This window comes from Nonomuraea sp. NPDC000554, assembly GCF_040300065.1.
Classification (GTDB): Bacteria; Actinomycetota; Actinomycetes; order Streptosporangiales; family Streptosporangiaceae; genus Nonomuraea.
This window is the reverse complement of sequence record NZ_JBEPDC010000003.1, coordinates 183,554-203,420: the sequence shown is the minus strand read 5'-3', so window position 1 is coordinate 203,420 and position 19,867 is coordinate 183,554. Positions and strand designations below refer to the sequence as shown.

19 protein-coding genes and 1 pseudogene are annotated in these 19,867 nt (G+C 68.0%); 12 read left to right on the top strand and 8 right to left on the bottom strand.

Annotation, left to right across the window (positions count from 1 at the left end):
* Positions 1–49: 49 nt before the first annotated feature.
* The 3 genes from ABT294_RS07390 to ABT294_RS07380 all read left to right on the top strand — a co-directional run bounded on the left by ABT294_RS07390 (position 50) and on the right by ABT294_RS07380 (position 3,653).
* Positions 50–901, top strand: a complete 852-nt coding sequence (locus ABT294_RS07390) for a helix-turn-helix transcriptional regulator (RefSeq protein WP_350804215.1) — start codon at positions 50–52, stop codon at positions 899–901.
* A gap of 442 nt (positions 902–1,343) precedes the next feature.
* Entirely contained in the window at positions 1,344–1,793 is a 450-nt protein-coding gene (locus ABT294_RS07385) for a DUF4265 domain-containing protein (RefSeq protein WP_350804214.1), read from the top strand.
* A 369-nt stretch (positions 1,794–2,162) separates the two neighbouring features.
* Positions 2,163–3,653, top strand: a complete 1,491-nt coding sequence (locus tag ABT294_RS07380) for a serine/threonine protein kinase (RefSeq protein ID WP_350804212.1) — start codon at positions 2,163–2,165, stop codon at positions 3,651–3,653.
* Between the two features lie 676 nt (positions 3,654–4,329).
* Here the strand turns inward: ABT294_RS07380 and ABT294_RS07375 are convergent.
* Positions 4,330–5,874, bottom strand: coding sequence for an MFS transporter (locus ABT294_RS07375; RefSeq protein WP_350804211.1), 1,545 nt, complete (start codon positions 5,872–5,874; stop codon positions 4,330–4,332).
* A 226-nt stretch (positions 5,875–6,100) separates the two neighbouring features.
* Here ABT294_RS07375 and ABT294_RS07370 point away from each other — a divergent pair, with 226 nt between their 5' ends.
* Positions 6,101–6,730: a TetR/AcrR family transcriptional regulator gene (locus tag ABT294_RS07370; RefSeq protein WP_350804209.1), complete on the top strand. Its 630-nt coding sequence runs from the start codon at positions 6,101–6,103 to the stop codon at positions 6,728–6,730.
* A 557-nt stretch (positions 6,731–7,287) separates the two neighbouring features.
* Here ABT294_RS07370 and ABT294_RS07365 read toward each other — a convergent pair.
* Positions 7,288–8,100, bottom strand: coding sequence for a hemerythrin domain-containing protein (locus ABT294_RS07365; RefSeq protein WP_350804208.1), 813 nt, complete (start codon positions 8,098–8,100; stop codon positions 7,288–7,290).
* A gap of 98 nt (positions 8,101–8,198) precedes the next feature.
* Here ABT294_RS07365 and ABT294_RS07360 point away from each other — a divergent pair, with 98 nt between their 5' ends.
* Positions 8,199–8,360 (top strand): hypothetical protein, encoded by a 162-nt coding sequence (locus ABT294_RS07360; RefSeq protein WP_350804207.1) that lies wholly within the window; start codon positions 8,199–8,201, stop codon positions 8,358–8,360.
* Here ABT294_RS07360 and ABT294_RS07355 read toward each other — a convergent pair.
* On the bottom strand, positions 8,357–9,283 hold the full coding sequence (locus ABT294_RS07355; RefSeq protein ID WP_350804206.1) for a hypothetical protein: 927 nt from the start codon (positions 9,281–9,283) through the stop codon (positions 8,357–8,359). The genes ABT294_RS07360 and ABT294_RS07355 overlap by 4 nt on opposite strands.
* Before the next feature lie 223 nt (positions 9,284–9,506).
* Positions 9,507–9,716 (bottom strand): hypothetical protein, encoded by a 210-nt coding sequence (locus tag ABT294_RS07350; protein WP_350804204.1) that lies wholly within the window; start codon positions 9,714–9,716, stop codon positions 9,507–9,509.
* On the opposite strand from ABT294_RS07350, the gene ABT294_RS07345 reads away from it, so the two are divergent.
* From ABT294_RS07345 to ABT294_RS07330, 4 genes are all read left to right on the top strand, one after another.
* Positions 9,715–10,083, top strand: a complete 369-nt coding sequence (locus ABT294_RS07345) for a phosphotransferase (protein ID WP_350804203.1) — start codon at positions 9,715–9,717, stop codon at positions 10,081–10,083. The genes ABT294_RS07350 and ABT294_RS07345 overlap by 2 nt on opposite strands.
* A 344-nt stretch (positions 10,084–10,427) precedes the next feature.
* The gene (locus ABT294_RS07340) at positions 10,428–11,516 is read left to right on the top strand and encodes a hypothetical protein (RefSeq protein ID WP_350804202.1); all 1,089 of its coding nucleotides are present in this window, start codon (positions 10,428–10,430) and stop codon (positions 11,514–11,516) included.
* Positions 11,517–11,961: 445 nt separating this feature from the next.
* Positions 11,962–12,084 carry a hypothetical protein gene (locus tag ABT294_RS07335; protein WP_350804200.1) on the top strand — a complete coding sequence of 41 codons (123 nt, stop codon included), beginning with the start codon at positions 11,962–11,964 and terminating at the stop codon, positions 12,082–12,084.
* 207 nt (positions 12,085–12,291) lie between these two features.
* The gene (locus tag ABT294_RS07330) at positions 12,292–13,080 is read left to right on the top strand and encodes an SDR family oxidoreductase (RefSeq protein ID WP_350804199.1); all 789 of its coding nucleotides are present in this window, start codon (positions 12,292–12,294) and stop codon (positions 13,078–13,080) included.
* A gap of 69 nt (positions 13,081–13,149) precedes the next feature.
* Here the strand turns inward: ABT294_RS07330 and ABT294_RS07325 are convergent, their stop codons facing one another.
* The 4 genes and pseudogenes from ABT294_RS07325 to ABT294_RS07310 all read right to left on the bottom strand — a co-directional run bounded on the left by ABT294_RS07325 (position 13,150) and on the right by ABT294_RS07310 (position 17,249).
* Positions 13,150–14,046: a LysR family transcriptional regulator gene (locus tag ABT294_RS07325; RefSeq protein WP_350804198.1), complete on the bottom strand. Its 897-nt coding sequence runs from the start codon at positions 14,044–14,046 to the stop codon at positions 13,150–13,152.
* A gap of 911 nt (positions 14,047–14,957) precedes the next feature.
* Positions 14,958–15,113, bottom strand: a pseudogene (locus tag ABT294_RS07320) (ABC transporter); the annotation flags it as partial.
* 94 nt (positions 15,114–15,207) lie between these two features.
* Complete coding sequence (locus tag ABT294_RS07315; protein WP_350804196.1) at positions 15,208–15,612, bottom strand: hypothetical protein; 405 nt, start codon at positions 15,610–15,612, stop codon at positions 15,208–15,210.
* A 422-nt stretch (positions 15,613–16,034) separates the two neighbouring features.
* The gene (locus ABT294_RS07310; RefSeq protein ID WP_350804194.1) at positions 16,035–17,249 is read right to left on the bottom strand and encodes a cytochrome P450; all 1,215 of its coding nucleotides are present in this window, start codon (positions 17,247–17,249) and stop codon (positions 16,035–16,037) included.
* A gap of 358 nt (positions 17,250–17,607) precedes the next feature.
* Between ABT294_RS07310 and ABT294_RS07305 the strand changes: the two genes are divergently transcribed.
* The 3 genes from ABT294_RS07305 (at position 17,608) to ABT294_RS07295 (ending at position 19,845) form a co-directional block, all read left to right on the top strand.
* The gene (locus ABT294_RS07305) at positions 17,608–18,600 is read left to right on the top strand and encodes a zinc-binding dehydrogenase (RefSeq protein ID WP_350804193.1); all 993 of its coding nucleotides are present in this window, start codon (positions 17,608–17,610) and stop codon (positions 18,598–18,600) included.
* A gap of 88 nt (positions 18,601–18,688) precedes the next feature.
* Positions 18,689–18,853: a hypothetical protein gene (locus tag ABT294_RS07300; protein ID WP_350804192.1), complete on the top strand. Its 165-nt coding sequence runs from the start codon at positions 18,689–18,691 to the stop codon at positions 18,851–18,853.
* Positions 18,850–19,845, top strand: a complete 996-nt coding sequence (locus ABT294_RS07295) for an RNA polymerase subunit sigma-70 (RefSeq protein WP_350804190.1) — start codon at positions 18,850–18,852, stop codon at positions 19,843–19,845. The genes ABT294_RS07300 and ABT294_RS07295 overlap by 4 nt, the downstream gene beginning before the upstream one ends.
* Positions 19,846–19,867: the final 22 nt, after the last annotated feature.

Here is a 19,867-nt window from a genome sequence, read left to right as displayed (position 1 = left end):
GTAGTAGCCGAACCTGGCTGGGGAGCCGTGGGTGCAGCAGTATGGAGTCATGACCGACACGATCTCCCCGATCGCCCGGCGTGAGCTCGGGGACTTCCTCCGCACCCGACGCGAGCGGTTGAGTCCCGAGATGGTCGGGCTTCCGGCTACCGGACGACGCCGCACGCCGGGCCTACGGCGTGAGGAGGTCGCGGTGCTCGCAGGGGTGGGGGTTACGTGGTACACCTGGCTCGAACAGGGTCGGCCGATAAATGTCAGCATGCAAGTGCTCAGAGCGGTCGGCCGGGCGTTGCATTTGGATGAGGCAGAAACGCAACACTTGCGGAGGCTTGCCGGCGTGCGGACACCGCCCACCGATCCGGTCGTATGCGACCCGGCTCTGCTGACCGCCTTTCAGCCGGTGCTGGACAAACTGGATCCCTATCCCGCGTGTCTGCAAACGCCCCTGTTCGATGTGGTGGCGTACAACCGCGCCTACCGGCACCTCTTCACCGACATGGATCAGATCCCGCCCGGTGAACGGAACTGCGCCATGCAATTCTTCACGGACCCGGGCTGGCGCAGCCGGTACGTCGATGACGACATCGTCGCGACCAGGATGGTGGCGAGGATGCGTGCCGCGGCGAGTGCCGGTACGGCAGGATCGGATGCCTCGAGCGTGGTCGGGCGGTTGCTGGAGCAGTCGGACGAATTCGCGCAATTGTGGAGCCGTCACGATGTGCTTCTCCAGCACTACGAGGTGAAACGCCTCGAGAGTCCGCTTGTGGGGCTTCTCCAGTTGAACTTTGTTTCCACCGACGTCACGGAGACGGGCCACCGGCTGATGGTGATGACCCCCGACGATGAGGAGACATCGCGGAGGCTGGAAGGGTTGTCAGCCCTTGCCGCGAGTGTCGCGTAGTGGTGTCCTGACGTGCCTCCACCCGGCAACGACGGCGCGCAACCTGGCGTACGCGCCCGGACGCGACTCCGGCCCGGTTGTAGGCGCAAGGAGACTCTCCCGAAGCAGGGCTGTCATCGTCCCCGCCGGACTGGCGACGCTGCACCGAAGAAGGGCGTTCTTGGCAAGACGCTCAACTTCCGCGGTGCGCTGGACGGCGGCGGCAAGCTGCCTCCGGCAGGCACGCGGCTCACGGTCGAACGTACGGACGGCAGTTCACCAGTCAGGCTGCAGTCAGCGGTTCTGGCCGATGACGGATCGTTCAGCTTCACCGACACGCCCCCTGCAGGAGGCCGCCAGTACACGTACACCGTCACGTGGTCCGGCAACGACATCCTTCGGGACGGCGGGGCTCGGTATGTGCTTAGTTCGACCACGCGTAGGGCCCTGGCACGATGGGGGTGTGTCGCACTATCCCCTGCCCTCCGCTCCCGAGGGGCACGTCAGTCTATTTGTTGACCTCAGCCCGTCTGGGGAGCCCGTATTCGAGGTACTGCCTGCAGCAAGGCTCGATGATGATCGTTATGAACTGCTTGGAAGTCCTGGTCTCGCTCTCGGCTGCGCGGCAGGTGACATCATCCGGCGTTCGCCCGATGGCCGATTCGTCGTGGAACTCAAGGGCGGCAAGTACTGCGTTCAGACGGCCGCCATGGGGCCCTTGCCTGACGCCGGACTGCAGGCTCTCTCGAATCTGGCTCAGCGATTTAATGGTATAGCCGAATGGCCTCTAGACGGGCGCTTCGCTGTGCTGACGCTTCCGGAATCGACCTCCCTTCCGGAAATGGAATCGGCTCTCGATGCTTGGGCTAAAACAATCCCGGACGCTCAATGGTGGTTCGGTAATCAGGAATGATGCGTCTAGAGGCTGGGCGAAACCACGGTGGCCAGGCGACCTGCGAAAGCCCCCCGCTTAAGTGCGGGGGCTGCAGTGTCCTTGGGGTCAGCAGTTGATGTAGTCCGCCGGGTGCTGTTGTACGAGCAGGAGCCGATGAGCTTCCCGCTGGCGTTGCGCAGGTAGGCGGTGTCCTTGCCCTGGTTCCCGATGTAGGCGAAGGTGCACGTGGCGAGCTCAAGCCTGGGCCGCGGATCCCCTCGGAGTTGGACCTTGCGGAGCAGTACGGCGTAGCGAGGATGGACTTCCCACTGTTTCCAGGGACGTGGCCGATGCTCCATGGGATAATTCGGATATCCAATCTGGGAGCGAGCCGGCACGGGGGTGCGCATGGCCGACCGGTTCAAATCACTCGCCGACGACGACCCGAGGAGCGTCGGTGGATACGACTTACGCGCCCGACTCGGGGCTGGCGGCATGGGGCGCGTCTATCTGGCCTTCACCCCGGGAGGGAGGGCCCTCGCCGTCAAGGTCGTGCGGCCCGACTATGCCGAGGACGACGAGTTCCGGCGCCGCTTCCGCAAGGAGATCGACGCCGCGCAGCGCGTCCAGGGCCTCTACACCGCGCCCGTCGTGGACGCCGACAGCGAGGCGCCGTTGCCCTGGCTGGCCACCGTCTATGTGCCCGGGCCCTCCCTGCACCAGGCCGTCACCGAACACGGCCCGTTCCCGCTGACCACGGTGTTCCGGCTCCTTGCGGGCGTCGCCGAAGGGCTCACCGCGATCCATGCCTGCGAACTGATCCACCGTGACCTCAAGCCCGCCAACATCCTGCTTGCCCACGACGGTCCGCGCGTCATCGACTTCGGCATCGCGCACGCCGCCGACGCCACCACGCTCACCAGCACGCATGTGCGCGTCGGCACGCCCGCGTTCATGGCTCCCGAGCAGATCCGCGGACATTCCGCGAGCCTGGCCACGGATGTGTTCGCCCTCGGCAACCTCGCGGTGTTCGCCGCGACGGGACGGACCGCCTTCGGCGAGGGAAATCCGGAGGCCATGTTCTTCCGGATCATCAACGAGGAGCCGGAGCTGGGCGGTTGCGATCCCGAACTCCGCGCCGTCGTCGAGTGGTGCCTCGCCAAGGAGCAGGGGGAGCGGCCGTCCGTCGGCGAGGTCATGGAGTACGCGCGTGAGCAGATCCAGGGTGAGACGATGAGCCTCGCCGGGTCCTGGCTGCCGGACTCCGTGGCGACATCCCTTGCCGGGTACGGGACGGTCAAGTACACGAAGACCGGTGAGACCAAGAAGGAGGAGGACACCCCCCGGAAGGCCGACGAGGATAAGTCGCCCACGGGCGGCACCACACCACCCTCCCGGCAGGGCAATTCGGCCCTCGCTGGGCTCGGCTGGCTGGCCGCGCTCATCGTCATCGTGGTCGTCGCCATCGGCCCGCAGAAGGTGCTCGACTGGGTCAAGTCCGACGGTGAACCGTCCGGATCGCCGGGCTACTCGGCCCCCAGCTACACGCCGCCGACGGATTCGGAGCCCACCGAGGAGGACACGACCGACCCCGGCTGCGAGCAGGCGTCCCAGGCTATCTCCTCGAACCTCGACACCTTCGACAAAGCGTCGGCCGCCTCATTGAGCGCGCAGGCATCGAACCTCAACTCCGCCGCGGACGCGGCGGAGGACTCCGAGGTGGCCTCCGCGGTCCGCGCCCTCGCCAACGACGCCCGATCCATGAGTGACAGCGCGGCAGGAGCGTTCTCCGCGCGTGACCGCGGGGACTCCACTCAGCTGAAGGCCTACCAGGAGGCCTTTAGCGCCGGGTTCGACCAGTGGAAGAAGGACGCCGAGACGTACAAGTCCTTGTGCTAGTGAGGGGCTCCACCGAAGGGCGCCCGCTGTAGCCGGTTCACCCACCCACAGGTGCGACTCCAGGAAACGGTGTCGCCACTTGCCCGTCCCGTCTGCGACCAGATGCCGAGTTCGGCGGCCTGTAGGGCGTCAAACTCGCGCACGTGGTTTGAGTGTCGACGACGCGTGAATACTGGCTCTGGCACGAAATTTCGTGATCTCCAGCGGGCGACTCGGCCGACTTGGTGATCATCTCGGAGTTGCTCGCGATCTGCTTTCCCCATCTGGCCCGCGTTCATATCGACCGCGTCTTCCGTTCCGGCAGATCGGTACGGAACCCGCAGTTCGCAGACGTCTTGCCCTGCCTGCGGGGCGGCTTCCCGGCATGTGCACAGCCAATACGAGCGGCACCTGGCCGACCAGGAGGTGCTGATCCACGTCATTGTGGAGTTCTTCGATGGATTTCACGAACCCGGATTCGACATGCGCTGCCACTGAGTAGCGAAGTCTTATGTCATTGCTTCGGGCGTGCGACCCGAGTCGACTTGGATCGGCGCGAACGTTTCCACGCGATCAAGGATGTGCAGCATCCCAGATGCGTCTGCAGGCGGGTGAAAAGCTCAGTAGCCCATGACCCACCGGAGGTGCTTCGGATCGGTGGAATGCGGTCGTCGACAGGATGCGATCTCAGCGGGTACTACTGCGTGCTTGCTGCGGGTTGCGGGAGGTTGCGTCTGCTGATGAGGGTCAGCACCAGTGCGATGGTGATGACGGCCAGGCCCGCGGAGCTGAAGAGTACGGCCGATGCGCCGGAGGCGATGGCGTTGCTCAGGAGGTCTTCGACGGTGGCTCGGGCGGCGGCGGGAGTGAGGTCAAGGACGCGCTGGATGTCGCCGTCGGCGGCGAGAACGGCCTCGCGTGATGCGGCGGGTAGGGGCGGTCCGGCAGCGACGATGCCGGCGATGCGGGTGGTGTAGATGGCACCGAGAACGGCGGTGCCGATGCCGGCTCCGATGGAGGCCAGACTGGTGATCGTTCCGGCGACCATGCCGGCCCGCTGCTTGTCGGTGACGTTCATGGCGACGGCCATGACCGGTGCGCCGGCGATGCCGCCGCCGATGCCCCAGACGAGCAGGGGGACGGCCAGGAACCACGGTGAGATGGTCGGGGTGAAGGCCAGTGCTAGCGCGGTGGCGCCAACGGCCTTGCAGGTGTAGCCGCCGGCGATGACGTAGCCGGGGGCGAATCGGCTCAGGAGTTTGCCTCCAAGCATGCCCGCTGCCATCTGGGCGAGGAAGACAGGTGTCAGCAGCAGGCCACTCTGTGTGGGGTTCAGGTGCAGGGAGCCCTGGAAGTACTGCACGAAGTAGACCGTGCCGCCGACGGTCAGGACGCGGGAGATGAAGACCGCCAGGGCGGCGCCGGTGAAGGCGGGCTTGCGGAACAGGGCGATGTCCAGGGTGGGCGCGCCGACCCGGGATTGGAGCAGGAGGAAGGCGGTGAGCAGGGCGGCTGCGATCGTGAGCTGCGTCAGTGTCGCCGCCGATCCCCAGCCCTGGTCCTCGCCACGAAGCAGTGCCAGGTTGGCCAGGGCGAGTGAGGCGATCAGCAGCGCGGTGCCCGTCCAGTCGATCCGGCCGTGCCGGGCCTGATGGGAGGCGTCGGCGGGAAGGGTTCGCAGGCAGATCACAAAGGCCGCGACGCCGATCGGTACGTTGATCAGGAAGATCGCGCGCCAGCCGAGCGTGTCGACGAGGGTGCCGCCCAGCAGGGGGGCGATCAGACTGGCCGCGGTCGCCGCGCTGCCCCAGGTGGAGATGGCCATGTTACGTCGTTCCCCGTCCAGGTGCTCGGAGAGCAGGGGAAGCGCGTTGACCATCAGGATGGCGCCGCCGATGCCCTGCACCGCGCGGGCGAGGTCGAGCACCGTGCTGGTCGGCGCCGCGCCGCAGACGATCGACGCGGCGGTGAACAGGGCGATGCCGAGCAGGTACATGCGGCGTCGGCCGATGCGGTCGGAGAGGCTTCCCGTGACCTGGGTCATCGCGCCCATGGTGATCATGTAGCCGATGATCACCCATTGGATGCCGGCGAGTGTTTCGCCGAGGTCGGCCTGAATCGCAGGCAGGGCGACGGTCACGATCGTCATGTCGATCACGACCAGCGCGGTGCCGGCGATGACCAGGCCGAGAATGGCCCACCCCCGAGCGGCCGTCGGATGGTCGACGGTCGGCGGGGTCATCGGAGAACTCCGGGGAGATGCGTGTTGGTAAGGCTCACCTAAGAAGGGTGGCGCAGGCCAGGCATTAAAGTCAACGATGTGTGAAGTTTAACGGCGGTATGCTCGGATGGTGCTCCAAGATCCCGGCCAGCCCGACGCCTCCAGCACCGACGGCCCACGCCGCCGTCGGCGGCCGCTCACGCGCAAGGGCCGGCCGACCCTGACCAAGGACCTCATCGCCCAGACAATGCTCGACCTCGCCGGCGTTCACGGCTTCCGCGCGGTGACCATGCGGCTGCTCGCCGAGCATCTCGGCGTGACCGTCCGAGCCCTCTACAACTACGCCGATGACCGCAGTGAGATCGTGGAGCGCGCGGTTGCGCTGTTCATCGAGCAATGGCCGGCGCCTCGCCTGGATCCCGAGCACTGGGAACGCAGCATCCGGGAGTACGGCGCCGCCCTGCGCGCGGTCTACCGGCGCTACCCGCGGGCACTGCTGGTGTCACTGGACGAGCGGCTCGGTGACGTGGCGATCCACCAGGACCGTCTCATTCACACCGACGCCATTCTGGGCATGCTGCGCACCATCGGGCTGGGTGTCGCCGAGGCGCAGATCGTGCACCGCGATCTGACGCTGCGCGTCTTCGGGTTCGTTCTGCTCGTGGACTACCGTCATGACCAGGGTGAGCCGGTCATGGAGCACACTCCCGTCCCGCCGCTCTGGTTGCAGGCACACCCCGGCTTGGCCGTTCCACACCTGCGCGAAGCGGTCGCCGCCGCTCCCCTGATGACCGTGGACGAGGCGTTCGAGCATGTCATGCACGGGTGGATCGTCACCGTGCGCGACCTATTGGCCACCGCACAGAAAACGCACTAGCCAGGCGCTGTTTTCAACTTCCGCGTGGCTGACCGCATCCGCGCAGGGCTGATCAGGGCGTCAGTCCCAGCTCGCGCAGTTGCGCGGGCCGCAGCGGCCTGCCAGCGGCTGCGGCGGACGATCTGTAGTGCCGCATGATCTTGGGTTTGTCCCGGTCGTGCGCTCCGCGCTGAACCCCCCGGCCGGTTCCGCACGTCTCATGACCATGGACTCGAAGCCACGACGCCCGCTCTCCCTGAAGTGCGCCCTGGCCGCCCCGGTCCTGTATCGCCACGGTGCCGCCCGCTGACTTCACCACCGACCACCTCATGGGATGCGGTGTCTTCGGCCTGGGATATCTGCTGGCTCTCAGCGTGGCCGTTCTGGTCAACCCCACGACGCCGCCCGTCTCGGCCGACGACCCCAACCCCGTGGCCGGTATGGTCCCGGACTGGTATTCGCCCGCACTGACAGGCATCGGCGCTCTGACACTGATCGCACTGATTGTCTGGTTCACCGCCACGGCGAGAAGGTGTCAAGCGGCGGTCCGTGATCGCCGTTCTCCTGGGTGTGGAACCTCACCGAGAAGCAGTCCGAGGCCCGTCCTCGTCGTCGATCAGCAGGAAGTCGGGCCGGTTCTCGCGCCACTCGGGCACGTCCATCGAGTTGAGCACGGAGATCAGCTTCTTCTCCTCGTAGATGAAGTGCGTCTGCATGATCGCCGACAGCGCCTCCACCTCCTCGCGCACCTTGGAGGCCGTGGTTGGGTCCGGCTTCTCCGGGAGAGACTCGAGCAGTTTCTGCAGATTCCCCAGCAGCCAGTCCAGCTGGTTATGGTCCGTGCGCAGGTCGGAGAGCACTTTGCGCAGCTCAGGGAACTCCTCGGCGATCGCCGGGAACGCGCCCTTGTCCTCGCCGGTGTGATGGCGCGTCAACGCCGTGCAGAAGGAAAGGCAGTGGGCACGCAGGTCCCGTGGCGGAAGCCCCTTGCCGTCGAAATAGTCGTCGACGCTGTCCTGGAGGTCTTCCAGCATCTCGCGGAGCCAGATATGCACCTCGAGCAACTGTGTGCCCAGGGCGGTGAGGCGGCTGCCCGCCTCGGAACGTGCATTCATGCTCTTCCTTCGGATGGGTTGCTCCGCCCAGTGTCCTCGAAGTCCCGGGGGCGCGCGCAGCGAATGCCTGCCAACGGACATTCGTTGCGGTTCTGCCGCACCCCGCAGAGACCGCGCCGCCACCAGGATCGCGAAGGCAAGGACGAGCGGGCCGGTCGCCGCAGCCAGCACCAGCCCTCCAGCCGCGGCGAGGAACATGCCCGCGATGAACGCTGGCCCCTGCCCCAGTCGACGGGTCACCCGCGTCGCCACCGTCGCGCCCGCGACCCCCGCCACGCCGCGAGCGCGATCAGCAGCCCGATCAGCCCCGAGGAGACACCCGATCGGGACGGGGTCGTGGACGTGCATGACCGGCATGGGCCGCGGTAGGGCAGATGGGCTGCGTGTGGTCGGGCGGCGGCGTGCTGATCGCGTGGTCATCGCTGATCGCGGTGACCGGGTTCGCCCGCGTGCCGGTACTTGACCTGGCCAGGAAGGCGTTCGTGCCGATGATCGCTGGGCTGGTGGCGGCGACGCTGTTCGCCGTGGTCGTCTAGCGGATCGAGAGGATCCGCTTGCCGCTCAGGGCCCACACCCGCCCGCCGCCAGAGGCGAGCGCGGTGATGGGCCTCTGTGGCGTGTTGCGCAGCCATCTGCCACCGGTCTGGTTGGTCTGGCGCAGCAGATGCTTGCCGTCGGCCGCCCAGATCCGGTCGTGGTGGCGGATGAGCGAGGTGATCGGCTCGGTCCTGAGCACGGCCGCCGCCCAGCGCGTGCCGTCCCACCGGTAGAGCAGGGGACCGTTGTCGGTGGAGCCCGCGGCCCACACCTCGGTGGGCGAGACGGCGAGCACCGTGGTCAGGTCGTTGACGTCCTCGCCGGGGGCGGGCGGTACGGGCACGGCGGTCCAGGCGCGGCCGTCCCAGTGCGCGGCGGCGGGCTGGGTGTGGTCGCCGCCGGTGTAGCCGACCGCCCAGATGTCGTTCTCGGCGAGCGCGTCCGCCGCGTGCGCCTCGATAGGCACGTCGAAGCGCTGCCGCTTGGCGCCGTCGTACAGCCAGGCGTGCTTGTCGGTGAACGCCCACGCCCGCTGCCCGCCCAGGGCGACGGCCTCGTGCACCAGGGGCAGGCTGAGGAAGCGCCAGCGGCGGCCGTCGTAGTGGAGCAGCCCGTCGGCGCCCCCCTCGTAGTCCGTGCCGACGACCCACACGTTGTCGGGCCGGGAGGCGTCCACCTTCTCCAGATCCAGGTAGGCGCCCTTCTTCGGCAGGCTCTGCCGCCGCCAGCCGTAGCCGTTCCAGCGCACCAGCACCGAGTAGTGCCCGTCAGTGCCCCACTGGTTCTCCCCGACGGCCCAGGCGTGGCGGGCGTCGGTGGCCGTGATGTCCATGAACTGGGTGCCGTGGTCGAGGTCCAGCCAGGGATGGTGCGGCTCGGTGTAGACGACCTGCCACGACAGCAACAGCGCCAGCGCGATCATCGCTTCACCCTACTGGCGACCCCCATCACATAGCCTGAACACCCGCCTTCAGAGGGCCTCAGCGCCGCACACCCCCTCCCAGGGCGATGGCCACCCGAACGGCCCAGAATCACGACGTCCGGGCCGCCGCCGACCGGGCCTGGCCGGTGCGCGTGGTGGCCGCCCAGCAGCGAACCCGGCAGGACTGATGGGGGGCAGGAGTTTCCGGACTTTTGAGACCCGCCTACTGGCCGGCGAGACGGTGCGCCGCACGCGCGACGCCGGTTCCGTGTTCGCTGCCCGAGTCCTGACCCATCTGGAGTCCGTCGGCTACCCCCACGCGCCCCGCTACCTCGGCATCGACGACCACGGACGCGACATCCTCAGCTTCATCCCTGGCACCACCACCGACCACCCCACCCAGCGAACACGCCGGATGCTCCGCGAACTGCATGAGGCCACCACTGGCCGACGACCGGGAATGCGTGATCCACGGCGATCCCGGTCCGTTCAACACCATCTTCCAGCAGGGACTGCCAGTGGCCTTCATCGACTGGTCGTCCTGCCGGCCCGGCGACCTGGGCTATATGGCATGGACCTGGTGCATCCAGTCGCAGGGCCGGGTGGCGATCGCCGAACAAGCCCGGCACCTGCGGGAACTGCGCGCTGGTTACGGCACTATCGAACCGGCGCACCTCCTGGACGCGATGGTGCGCAGGCAGACGCAGATCGCGGATGCGGAGGCGGCGAACATCGAACGATCCCACGCTCACGCCCGCTCGCCGCCACGCGAAAGCGGCCGTCGTCTGGGCCATAGCTGATCGCGAACTCATCTACCGGCACCAGCCGCTCCTGCTGTCTGCCCTGCAAGGGACCGGCTGCCCTCCGCAGATCCGCACCCACGAGTTCTGAGCACTCCAGCGGCGCATGAAGGGCCAACGCCCCTCCCCGGCCACCGTCCTGCGCATGCTGCGTGAACACAGGCGATGGATCGCCCACGCTGGGGTTCGCGGGACTGCTGAAGCTCTTCGAGCTGGAAGGCCGGTTCCCCAGGCGCGTGGAGCAAAGGCTCAGGGGGAACGCCGGGCGAAGCCCTCACGTCGAAGATCGCATGGAGATTCCCCCACGAAGAATCAGACTGGTCATCGCCTTGATCCTTTCCCCGGTGCTGACCGGAACCGTGATCGCACTGATCACGATGCTTGCCTACGCGCAGAGCTCACTCACCGTGTCCGACTTCGATGACCCACGGAAGATCTCGGCGGCGATGTGGCGCTCCGCGGCAAGACAGGCCGACATCGACGTCCGTGACCAGCTACTCAGGCTTGGGATATTCGCCGCCGTGGCCGCCATCGCGTTCGGTGTGATCGCATGGAAGACACGGCATGGGACGCGCCGCCCCACGCTTCTCCTCGCGGGAGCCGCCGTACTGACCGCCGTCTGCGTGCCCTTGCTCTGGCAGGACTTCCTCACGCAGGCATCTACCTTCCTCGACGTGACTGACGGCGAACAGCCGTACTTCATCCACGTGACTCAGCCCGGCTGGTACTTCCCTCTCCGCAGCGTCCTCCTCGTGGCCGGGGCGGTCGCACAAGTATGCGGCCTCGTCCTGCTGACCGGCAGGCACGGGGTGTCATGGTTGGCCAGGCATCAAAAGAAGCAACCCTTCGAACAGGAAATCCCGCCCTTGTGGGCGAACCCGCCACGCCAGGCAATGACGTTGATGTTGCTCACCCCGGTCTTCCTCCTGATCTACGCCGGTGTGAACTACGCCGGTGTGAACTATGTCGGCTGCTGCTTCGACGGGTTGGACTCCCTCCCCAAACCCTTCCTCCACGACATGCGGGTCCACCTCCAGTACCTCGCGATCCCGGCCGTCCCCGTCGTGGTGGGCGGTCTTATCCTGCACCTCACCCACGGGCGCGGGCGGCTATGGGCCGGTCTGACAGCTGGGATCCTCGGACTGCCCTACATCGCAGCCTTGCTGGAGTCCGCCCTGCATTACAGCGACACCAGCATGTTCCACGAGCAGGTGGCCGAATCGATCGAAACACCGTGGTGGAACATGCCCGCTATAGCAACAGCAGGCATCGCCATCCTCCTCCTGCACCTCGCAAGCCTGGCCGCCCTCTTCCGCAACCCCCGCACTCTCAAACTGACAACACTGCCGGTCGGCTCCGAGTCCCCTTTGGAAGCCGGGATCCGACATGAGCACGGTCGAGAGGATCCGAACCCTGAACCTTCTGATCCGTAGCCGGGCCTGAGGAACATCGGAACTGTGATTCTTGACCTACGGCCCGGTTGGCCTGGCACTTGGTATGACCCGCATTCGGAACTGGCGCCTGGTACGGGGCTGCCTTGATTTCGAATTGTCTACCGGGTGCCGACGGTCGGCCTGGCCCACCCCGTTGGCTTGATCAGCAGTTCGTCCGCTGCCTGCGGCGTGACTCGTCACAGTTCTGCCACACGGTGATCCCATCCAGGCCGACGCCGACCGCAGTCGCCTCTGGAAGGCAAGCAACCGCATGTCCATGCTGACAGAACAGGTCGACGGCGAGGCCGCCGAGTAGCAACCGCAGGGCGCGTTCGAGTAGCCGGGGTTGAAGGCGGGCGTCGAGGTAGCCGCCGGCGCTGCAGTGCAGGCCGAGGCTCCAGTGCGGGGCGATGTCGCCGCTGGTGTGAGCGCGAGTAGGCCGTAGGTGACGGCGTCTGCGGTGGAGGTCGGGAAGGTGCTGGCCAGCGCGGCCGGGGCGACGGTGGTCATGGGGGTGCCACGGCCGGCGAGGATGGGCCCGAGCAGGGAGTCGCCGCCGATGCCGTAGATGCCGCCGACAGCGAGGCCGGTCACGGGCGGAGGGGCCGGGGTGTCATAGGAATTCCCTATGGCACCTGCTCACATTTCGTCTTTGCCTCTCGTTCTTTTCTGGACGTAGCGTGAAACAGCTCGACGAGGTGCTCGCCGCGATTTCTCCGAATAATTCGCGCTCTGTGCACGTCGATTCTTCTTTTGTCGAGCGGAAAAACACACGATGGAGAGGGCCGGTGGCATGACCACGATTGAGAACGGATCGGGAACGCGAGAACTCGCGGGAAAGCGGGCTCTGGTCACGGGTGGTTCTCGCGGAATCGGAGCGGCCATCGTGCGCCAACTCCTGGACGCGGGCGCCGAGGTGCTCACGACCGCCAGATCGGCGACGAGCACGGTGCCGGAGGGGGCCACCTTCGTGGAGGCCGACGTGCGGACACGGGCTGGAGCGGAGGTGCTCGCCGCGGCCGCGCAGGAGGTGCTCGGCGGGGTGGACGTCCTGGTCCACAACGTGGGTGGGGCGCGACCGTACAAGGACGCTTCGGCCATCCCCGACGAGGAGTGGCAGGACGCGCTGGACCTGAACTACCTGGCGTCGGTACGGCTGGACTCGCTGCTGACACCGGGGATGCGGGAACGGCGTTCGGGGATGATCGTGCACGTCTCCTCGGCCGCGGTCCGCACCACGGTAGCGCCGTTCCTGCACTACACGGCGGCGAAGGCGGCGCTGGAGAACTACAGCCGGGGACTGGCCTTGGAGCTGGCCCCCTTCGGAATTCGGGTCAACACCGTGACTCCTGGCAGAGTCGCCACCCCCGGCGGCGAAGCAACGCGGGAGCAGTGGGCGCGCCTGGACGCGGCGCCGGGCCAGATCAACGCCGCCGTGCCGCTGGGGCGCGATGGTCGGCCCGACGACATCGCCCACGCGGTGCTGTTCCTCGTGTCCGACCGGGCGAGCTGGCTGACCGGGAGCAATCTCGTCGTGGACGGCGGCGAGTTCCCCAGGGGTTGACGCCGACGGCATTCCAGAACGCCGGTTTCGACAGAAAGAATTCAGTGGCGCCCGCCTCCTTCTCGGCCGTCAGGACACCGATGAGAAGAAGGCGGACTCGCACCAGGTCTCCTGACGCAGGAGTTCGAGCAGGGCCGTCTCCGCCGGGCCTGCGCCCTGCCGGACCACGGCGATGACGGGCTGGGACACGACCGGGAACACCGGGCGCACGAGGTGCTCGTGACCGGGGGGCACCGCGGAGGCCGGGACGAGCGTCACCCCCAGCCCGTGGGCGGCCCAGCGCACGGCCGTCGCCGTCTGGGACACGCGGGCGACCGTGGTCGGGCTCAGCTTGTTGTCCCGCAGCGCGGCCAGCAGCACGCCGTCGAGCGCGCTGTCGCGGTCGAACCTTATCCACGGCTCCTGCTCCAGTTCGCGCAGCTCGACCCGGTCCGCGGCGAGCTGCCGGTGCCCGGCGCCCAGCACCACGACGAACTCCTCGTCGCCGAGGTGGTGGGCGTCGGCGGGGCTCTGCTCGCACGCCGCCATCAGGGCGAGGTCCAACACGCCCCGGCGTCCCAGCCGCTCCAGCTCGGCGGAGCTCGGCTCCTCGAAGACGGTGACCTCCAGCCGCGGGAAGCGGCGGCGCAGCGCGCCCAGCGCGCCCGGCAGCTGCCGCGTGCCAAAGCCCAGCTGCACCGCGACCACCAGCTCGCCCACCAGCTCGTCGGCACCGGCCCGCGCCGTCGCCCTCGCCCGCCGCGACGCGGTCACCGCGACCTCCGCCTCCCGCAGGAACGCGCGGCCGACCACGGTGGGCACCAGTCCGGTCGGTGTGCGGGCGAACAGTCTCACGCCGAGTTCCCGCTCCAGGGCGAGGATCTGCTGGGACACCGACGGTTGAGCGACGTGCAGCAGCTCCGCCGCCGCCGTCACCGAGCCCTCCTCGGCAACGGCCAGGGCGTACTCGTACTGACGAAGGCTCATCGGCTCCCATCCCCTCCCTGCGGTGGACCGCGATCCACGCCGCTGTAATCTTGTAATCACAAGACTACGCCACGGGAGGCGGCGCGTTTCCTCCACGTCCGTCACCGAGCATACGGACGTGACCGAAGGATCGACGGGCGGAGACGGACCTCTCCCCACCGCGGGTGCTGCAGGAATGGAAGCGCCGGCGGGAAGGTTCGGGTCTTAAGGTTCTGAAGGCCTGGGCAGGCTGGCAGAGGGGCGGTCTCGCTCTTCAGGATCTCCCTGATGTGCTTCCTGGCCTGCCGGACGCGGCGAGCGCGCCGATGGTGATGATCAGCTGTCGCGCCACCCGAGTGATCACCCCGTGCGATTCCCCGGACTGCTGGACCATCCGGACAGCACGCTGCTTCAGCTCCGGCGGATACCGGCACTGCGGGGGATGCGAGGAAGAAGAATGGGCTCCTCGGTCAGAGAACGAGAGCCGACGGGCGACCCGTCGGCTCTCATTCGATCTTTCTACCACCAGAAGAACCGGCGGCGGAATCCACAGCCGCCCCGGCGGAATCCGCAGCGGCGGCGTCCGCACCATGTCGAGAAACCGGCTGAGGCGTATGGAGTGACCATTGCTCCCTCCTCATGCGCGACTTTCGTACAAAACGGACGCTAGCACCGGATCTGCCATGAATCGTCGAATATTGCAGGGGTTGGATGAGACTTGACGCGGCGTGCCAGGCCGTCGATGGTGCCGTCATTGCGGGTAAAGGTGACGTGAAGCGGCGTCGAGGCCGCCGCTGCGCGGTTCGCCATTGGTCAACGGGACGGAAACCCGGACCCAATGCGGCCCCCACCCACCTCCGAATGGCCACTCTACGCACTTAGATAGATGCTTTCCGTTGCATATGAGCCCCTTGTCAGCCTCCGGGCCGAACACGGCGGTCGAGGTGGCCGAGGTCGGCCATCAGCCGCAGATTCTCCCGCCCGGTCAGCAACTCGTCCACGGCGGAGAACTGTCCGGTCACTCCGATCGACGCGCGCACCTGGTCGGCCTCGCGGCGTACGTCGTACCCGGCGACCCGTGCTTCACCCGCTGGCGGGGCTCGACCCCTCCCTGACCCGCCACCGCCGCGTCACGGGGATCCGGACAGGCCCCCCGTGACAGCCGCGCGGGTCGGCATGCCATCAAGCGGCGTCGAGGGCCTCGGTGATCTTGCGGGCCATCTCGGCCAGGGTGGGGCTGGGCTCGCCCTGGTGGGTCCGGGCCGCCGCTTCGATGGCGACGATGACGGTGCTGCGGAAGTTGTCGGCCTCTGCCTGGTCCTGCTGCTTGAGCAGGGTCATGGCTGCTGTCAGGGCCGGCAGTACCTGGTCGGCGAGTTCGGCTACGGTCTTGCCGTACTTCACGCCCTTGGGCGCCTTGGTGAGCACGTGCCCGACCAGGCCGGTCGCGGAGGTCAGGGCGATGGAGCCGTGGGTGGCGACCTTGTGCGCCGAGCCGGCGGCGCCGGCGGCGGACATCAGTGAGACGGCGCCCCACGCGGCGATCCGCAGGGTGAGCTTGTCCTGGTCGGTAAGGGTGACGGACATGGTGGTGTGCTCCTTTGAATCTGTGAACGGCGGATGGTGGGATGCGGTCCTGTTGGTGCCCGGGGTATCTAGATCGGGTGCCACCGGAATCCGGCAGAAGCGGGCTGCGGTACCGGGCCCGGTCAGCCTCGGCGGTGGGGGCCGCGGCGTTCTTGCCGGCGGGTGAGACGCGGGTGTAGCGGGCAAGGTCGGCGACGGAGGCGTGGCCTGAGCAGGCCAGCTGTTCTCGGCAGCGTGGGTGAGCGACGGAGGGCGGCGGGAGACTGTCGCCGCCATCGGCGGGACGCTGCGGCGCGGGGATGGGCGAAGGCGCGTTCCGCCAGGTCGGCCCGCGTGCCGCGGTCAGGATCCTGTTCACCGTACGGCATGGCGCAGCGGTGGCGGGTGGGCCGGGTGCGGGCTCACCCGTCACTGGCCGGCGGTCAGGCGTCCCAGGTGACCGGGAGGCTCTTGACGCCGTAGACGTCGGCGGTCTCGGGGCGCAGGGCGACTTCTTCTGCCGGTACGGCCAGGCGCAGCGTGGGGAAGCGGTTGATCAACGCGGGGAGCGCGACGCGCATCTCGATGCGGGCCAGCTGCTGGCCCAGGCACTGGTGGATGCCGTGGCTGAAGGCCAGGTGCCCGCCGTCCTGCCGGCGCAGGTCGAGCACGTGGGGGTCGGTGAAGCGCTCGGGGTCGCGGTTGGCGGTGTTGTAGGACAGGATGACCGTCGTGCCGGCCTTGATGGTCTGGCCGCCCAGCTCGACGTCCTCCAGCGCGACCCTCGCGAGCTGCTTGACGACGCTCAGATAGCGCAGCAGCTCCTCCATGGCCCCGTCGGTGAGCGCGGGCTCGGCGCGCAGCGCCGCCAGCTGCTCCGGATTCTGCAGCAGGGCGAAGGTGCCCAGCGCCAGCATGTTCGCGGTGGTGTCGAACCCGGCCGACAGCAGTATCAGGGCGATCCCCCGCAGCTCCTCATCGGTCAGATCGCTGTCGAGCAGGTCGCTGAGCACGTCGTCGGTGGGGTTGGCGCGCTTGGCGGCCACCAGCTCCGCGAGGTACTGCTGGGTCGCGGTGTAGGCCGCGATCAGTTCCTCGTCGCTGACCTCCCCGCCGAGGAACTTGTCGATCTGCTCCTGGAAGCGGCCCCGGTCCTCGTACGGCACGCCCAGCAGCTCACAGATGATCACGGAGGGGATGGGCTTGGCGAACGCGGTCACCAGGTCCGCCGACGGCCCAGCCTTCTCCATCGCGTCCAGGTGCTCGGCGGTGATCTGCTCGACGCGCTCGGTGAGCAGCCGCATCCGCCGTACGGTGAACTTGCCCACCAGCGGTTTGCGGTAGCGGCTGTGCTGCGGATCGTCCATCAGCAGGAACTCGCCGGGCGGCGCCGGGGGGACCTCGATGTCGCCGTAGTCGACCAGCGGGTGGTGGCGCATGAGCTCCTTGCGTGAGCTGAACCGCGGGTCGGCCAGGACCGACCGGACCAGGTCGTAGCCGGTGACCAGCCAGCCCTGGTGTCCGTCGGGGAAGGGGAAGCGGCTGATGGGGCCGTGCTCGCGGGCCTCGATCAGCTCCTTGGGCGGGTCGAAGGGACAGCCGGGCTGACGCGCCGTCGGCATCGTGGTGACGGTGTGGAGGGATTCTGAACCGTTCATGTCATCCACCATCGCCGACCGCTCTGATACCGGGCTGTTGCCGTGCTGACACGGCCGCTGACACGACACCGCATCAGACCTGATCGCCGCCGTGCGCTGCATCTGGAGCAGGCGCGGCCGTGATGGGAGACGGAGCCTGCCTACGCCGACGCGTACTTCGGGAACGTGCCACGGCCGAGGGATGGCTGGGTGAGATCGAGACCACGCCCAGCAAGGTCCCACACGGGTAGCGCGTCTCAACGCCGGTGTAGCTCGGGACGCTTCAGCGGCTGCCGATTCCTTGCTGCGGTGGCCGAGGTCTACATGGTCGACGGTGCGGCCCGCCGAAGAGGCAAGCCGAGAAAGAGAGCTGATTGCCGTGAGCATTCCCGCCACCATGCGCGCCCTGCAGCAGACCTCGCTGAAGGGCACGCAGGACATACGTTTGATCACCGACGCGCCGGTACCGAGCCCTGGCCAGGGCGAGGTCCTGATCCGGGTCGCCGCCGCCGGTGTCAACTTCGCCGACATCTCGAAGGCCAACGGCACGTTCCTGGGCGGCCCGCAGCCACCGTACCTGGCGGGTTTCGAGGCCGCCGGCGAGGTCGTGGCGGTGGGCGAGGCGGTGATCGGCCCACGACTGGGGACTCGCGTCATCGGCGTCGGAGACGGGGCTTTCGCCGAGTACATGGTCCTGCCCGCGGCCGCGGCGATGCCGGTGCCGGCCGGCTGGACAGCCGAGCAGTCGCTGGGCCTGGTCGTGAACTGGCCCACCGCACTTGCCGCGCTCAAGTCCTTGGGCCGCATCGCCACCGGGGAGACCGTGCTGGTCCACGCTGCGGCCGGCGCGACCGGCCAGGCCGCGGTGACCATGGCCAAGTACTACGGCGCGACGGTCATCGCCACCGCCTCGCCGAGCAAGCACGAGACAGTGCTGGCACTGGGCGCCGACCACGTCCTGGACTCCCTCGACGGCGACCTCGCCGCCGAGGTGCTGCGGCTGACCGGTGGCGCCGGTGCCGATGTGGTGCTGGAGTCGGCGGGCGGCGCCACCTTCAACGCCAGCCTGGCCGCGGCCAAGCCGGTCACCGGCCGGGTCATCGTCTACGGCGTGGCAGGCGGGGAAGCCGCGATCACCAACTGGGAGTTGGTATACAAGCACCAGATCCACATCATCGGCTTCAACATCGGCGTGCTGATCCAGGCCGCACCCCAGATCTTCGGTGAGCTCATGGGCGAGCTGTCCGCCCTCATCGCCGCCGGCGTCCTCACGCCCGCTCGCCCCACCGCCTACGACTTGGCCGACGGCCCAAAGGCCCTCGCGGAACTGGAAGCCAGGGCGACCGTCGGCAAACTGGCCCTGCGGCCCTGACAACCCGGCCACCGCCCGGATGTCCTTCGCAACGGCGTCCCGGTCGTCATGGGCGACGGTTCCGACCGGTCCGGACAAGGAGCAGCGCATGGCAAGCAAGCAAGCCGCGGCGGCAGTGGAGCCGTACCAGCGGTGGTTGACGGTTCCGGCGGCGGACCACCAGCGGACGCCGCCAGACAACCGCCCGTCGACGGACGACCGGGATGCTACCGCGCATCTGGCCGACTGGACGCGGCCTAAGCTCGCGGCATGACGGCGCACGTGCGAGCGGCAGCGAACCAGGACCAGTTCGCTGCCGAGACCGAGCGGTTCCGCCGTGAGCTGTTGGCGCACTGTTACCGCATGGTCGGCTCGGCGCATGACGCCGAGGACCTGGTGCAGGAGACGTATCTTCGAGCATGGCGTTCCTACGCCGGCTTCGAGGGACGTGCGTCGATTCGGTCATGGCTCTACAAGATCGCCACCAACGTCTGCCTGACTGCGTTGGAGCCGCGCCGGATCCGGGTGCTGCCCTCGGGTCTGACAGGCCCGTACGACGGACCCGATCGCCCGCCGAGTCCCGTTGCGCTGGGCGAGGTCTCGTGGCTTGAACCGCTGCCGGACCGATGGATCGCCCCGGCCGCCGACGATCCGGCCGCGGCGGTGATCGCGCGCGAATCGCTGCGGCTGGCGCTCATCGCGAGTCTGCAGCACCTGCCCGCCCGCCAGCGCGCCATCCTCATCCTGCGCGAGGTGCTGGCGTTCTCTACAGCCGAAACCGCGGAGCTCCTCGGCACCACTACGGCGGCGGTGAAGAGCGGTCTGCAGCGCGCCCGCGCCCGGCTGGACGAACTGGAGCCAGCGCCCGAGGAATTGCTCGAACCGACCGACCAGCGGGCGCGTGCGCTGCTCGACGGCTACATCGCAGCCTTCGAGCGCTCCGACGCGGGCCTGCTGGAACAAGTGCTGCGCACGGACGCCACGCTCGAGGCGACGCCGTTCCGAGATTGGCAGGTCGGCCGGGTGAAGTGCATCCACATGCTCGACGCGTACGTGCTGGGCGCGCCGGGCGACTGGCAGATGATCGCTACGACAGCGAACGGCCAGCCCGCCGCCGTCGTGTACTACCGGGAGGCGGACGGCGCGTTCCGGGCAAACGGCATTGTGGTGCTGGCCCCCACCGCCACCGGTGTCTCCCGCGTGATCGCGTTCCACCATTCGGCGCTGGTCGAGATGTTCGGCTTCCCGGACGTGCTCACAGACTGATCCCGACCGGGCGTGTCATGGG

Coding starts and splice junctions, on each gene's coding strand:
- ABT294_RS07325 (WP_350804198.1), bottom strand. CDS start 14,046: ATGAGCCTTCGTCAGTACGAGTACGCCCTGGCCGTTGCCGAGGAGGGC.
- ABT294_RS07310 (WP_350804194.1), bottom strand. CDS start 17,249: ATGAACGGTTCAGAATCCCTCCACACCGTCACCACGATGCCGACGGCG.
- ABT294_RS07375 (WP_350804211.1), bottom strand. CDS start 5,874: ATGACCCCGCCGACCGTCGACCATCCGACGGCCGCTCGGGGGTGGGCC.
- ABT294_RS07370 (WP_350804209.1), top strand. CDS start 6,101: ATGCTCGACCTCGCCGGCGTTCACGGCTTCCGCGCGGTGACCATGCGG.
- ABT294_RS07380 (WP_350804212.1), top strand. CDS start 2,163: ATGGCCGACCGGTTCAAATCACTCGCCGACGACGACCCGAGGAGCGTC.
- ABT294_RS07330 (WP_350804199.1), top strand. CDS start 12,292: ATGGAGAGGGCCGGTGGCATGACCACGATTGAGAACGGATCGGGAACG.
- ABT294_RS07390 (WP_350804215.1), top strand. CDS start 50: ATGACCGACACGATCTCCCCGATCGCCCGGCGTGAGCTCGGGGACTTC.
- ABT294_RS07300 (WP_350804192.1), top strand. CDS start 18,689: ATGGCAAGCAAGCAAGCCGCGGCGGCAGTGGAGCCGTACCAGCGGTGG.
- ABT294_RS07360 (WP_350804207.1), top strand. CDS start 8,199: ATGGGCTGCGTGTGGTCGGGCGGCGGCGTGCTGATCGCGTGGTCATCG.
- ABT294_RS07350 (WP_350804204.1), bottom strand. CDS start 9,716: ATGCAGTTCGCGGAGCATCCGGCGTGTTCGCTGGGTGGGGTGGTCGGT.
- ABT294_RS07295 (WP_350804190.1), top strand. CDS start 18,850: ATGACGGCGCACGTGCGAGCGGCAGCGAACCAGGACCAGTTCGCTGCC.
- ABT294_RS07355 (WP_350804206.1), bottom strand. CDS start 9,283: ATGATCGCGCTGGCGCTGTTGCTGTCGTGGCAGGTCGTCTACACCGAG.
- ABT294_RS07315 (WP_350804196.1), bottom strand. CDS start 15,612: ATGTCCGTCACCCTTACCGACCAGGACAAGCTCACCCTGCGGATCGCC.
- ABT294_RS07345 (WP_350804203.1), top strand. CDS start 9,715: ATGAGGCCACCACTGGCCGACGACCGGGAATGCGTGATCCACGGCGAT.